The following is a 2078-nucleotide window of genomic DNA, read 5'->3' on the forward strand; positions in this document are numbered from 1 at the left end:
TAAAGTAAAAGAGCAGGGGAACCCTGCTCTTATTCTTCTTCCTGGGAAAGGTTGTCCCGGCAGAAAGCTGAAACTGTTTTCTCTTCATCTTCATCTAAAGCGAAATCCAAAACCGTTCCAGAAGCGCCTTCAACAAAATGATAATTAAGAATCCTCTCGTCTTCTCCATTTTTAAAATAAAGCACTCTTAGCTTAATGCCATTCTCTGAATATAATTCATCTTCTTCATCCACATCAATATCTAAAAAGAATTCGTAGCGGTCACCTGTTAAAATGCCAGTAGGATCCTGTATGTACTCAACAGTATAACTTGTAATGTTCATGGACTTCACCCTTTCTATCGCTGCTGTACATGTCATTATACACTTTTCCCGGATTGGGGTAATAGTATTTAACAATTTTTTGTTGTGTTCAATGAATACAGCTGCAGGTTTAGAACTTTTTGACAGAAGCATTTAAATATGTTATACTAAATTTAGTTAAAAGAATATAATATTGCCCATAAACACTTGTTATATAGAGCCAGTGGTTCGTCACTTTATATAGCAAGTGATTTTTATTTTGGGTAAGGGTCTTACTCTTTGGGAGGTGCCTTTATATGGCAATGGGATTTGGCAGAAAAAACATGGAAGAAATCAAGGTTGAAGAAGTGAAAATTTGGGAGTGTACATCTGAGTCCTGCAACTGCTGGGTAAGGGACAATTTCAAAAGCAGCCAGGTGCCTCTTTGTCCGATTTGCAAAAGCGAAATGAAAGAATCGACGAAAGAATTGCAAGTCGTTAACAATAACAGCATATTTTCTAAATAGTTGCAAGGGCGATCTAAATCGCCCTTTTATTTTTTGCATAATAAATTAAGAGAAAGTCTCGACTAAAATACTTTCTCTGTTTTATATTTGTTCCGCAGACAGCGCTTGTATTTCGGATATTGCGTTTTTTATGAACAATTTTCTCGTTCCGGGAAGAAATATATGTTTGTCCGGGATGAACAAAATAATGGAAACGAGCTAAACTGGATGTGGAAGAATGTCAAATTTGCTTTGGTTTCTTGGATTAGTGCTTATTAGCATTGGTCTTATTTATATAACTTATAAGAAAACAGACTTTCGTTTTAATCTGGCGGTTTATTTCTTTACTATGGGGCTTTCTTTTTTAATGGAATATATCGTATTGATTTTAGGTGACGCCTACTCCTATTATCCGAATTTCTTTTCAATCCATTGGTATGATGATGTTTTTGGTTCAAGTATTTCACAGGCTTTTTTTATTCCCAGTGTTTTGATGACTATAGCGGCTTTTAGAATCCCGTTCAAGTGGGTTATTTTAATAATAGCCTCCATATATGGAATAGAAGAGCTATTTCTGTGGCTTGGCATCTATGAACATAACTGGTGGAGATCCTGGTTTACCCCGGCGATATTGTTCGCGTCTGTCTTTGTTATTAAATGGTGGAGGAATAGAGTCGAAGACCCATCTTTTTTTATTCAATGTATTACTGTGTATATGGCTATTACCACAATTTTTCAAGGGGTCTCTTTTGGTTTGACTGCTATCGTGGGTTCTCATCATTATAAAGTCGGATGGTTTGATTCTCCTTATCAGGACCATGTAGCTTTCAGTGTTCTGGTATGGATTATTTATGCCCTGCTGCAACCATTGTTATAATAAAATTTTATCGGTTAAAATGGCTTGTTTCATTATTTATTGCTGATTTTGCATTCCATATCATTATGGAAAAGATGGACATCTTAGTAATAAACTCTTTTTGGAATCCTGTATTCTTTAGTGTGATACTTATGCTTTTACTCATGCTCATCAGGAAGTTAAAAAATTATATGTTCCCATCGTTTTAAATTGGAATAATGTACCATGCATAAACGGTTGACCTGGAACATGGACGATGCTATTATTTAAGAACAGCTTTCACAAAACATATTTTGAAAATAACTTTTAAACTCTGTTGACATTGGAAGTTGCAAATGGTATTATAATAAAGTTGCTTTAAGAGATAGTGATTGATCTTTGAAAACTGAACGAACAAAACGTCAACGTTTAATCATTAGTCTTTTTCGAAAAGAT

Annotated in this window: 3 protein-coding genes; 2 read left to right on the plus strand and 1 reads right to left on the minus strand. The window is 34.9% G+C overall.

The window, feature by feature from the left end; genetic code table 11:
- Positions 1-29: 29 nt before the first annotated feature.
- On the minus strand, positions 30-323 hold the full coding sequence (locus tag BFI01S_RS21675) for a DUF6509 family protein (RefSeq protein WP_061794415.1): 294 nt from the start codon (positions 321-323) through the stop codon (positions 30-32).
- 275 nt (positions 324-598) lie between these two features.
- On the opposite strand from BFI01S_RS21675, the gene BFI01S_RS21680 reads away from it, so the two are divergent.
- Positions 599-808, plus strand: coding sequence for a cold-shock protein (locus tag BFI01S_RS21680; protein ID WP_061794416.1), 210 nt, complete (start codon positions 599-601; stop codon positions 806-808).
- Between the two features lie 217 nt (positions 809-1025).
- Positions 1026-1664 (plus strand): hypothetical protein, encoded by a 639-nt coding sequence (locus BFI01S_RS21685; RefSeq protein ID WP_235831265.1) that lies wholly within the window; start codon positions 1026-1028, stop codon positions 1662-1664.
- The last annotated feature ends 414 nt before the right edge of the window (positions 1665-2078 follow it).

It is taken from the genome of Cytobacillus firmus NBRC 15306 (genome assembly GCF_001591465.1).
Lineage (GTDB): Bacteria > Bacillota > Bacilli > Bacillales > Cytobacillaceae > Cytobacillus > Cytobacillus firmus.

What these genes read in the sequence shown, in the direction of transcription:
- BFI01S_RS21675 (WP_061794415.1), bottom strand. Translation starts at nt 323, where the DNA reads ATGAACATTACAAGTTATACTGTTGAGTACATACAGGATCCTACTGGC.
- BFI01S_RS21680 (WP_061794416.1), top strand. Translation starts at nt 599, where the DNA reads ATGGCAATGGGATTTGGCAGAAAAAACATGGAAGAAATCAAGGTTGAA.
- BFI01S_RS21685 (WP_235831265.1), top strand. Translation starts at nt 1,026, where the DNA reads ATGTCAAATTTGCTTTGGTTTCTTGGATTAGTGCTTATTAGCATTGGT.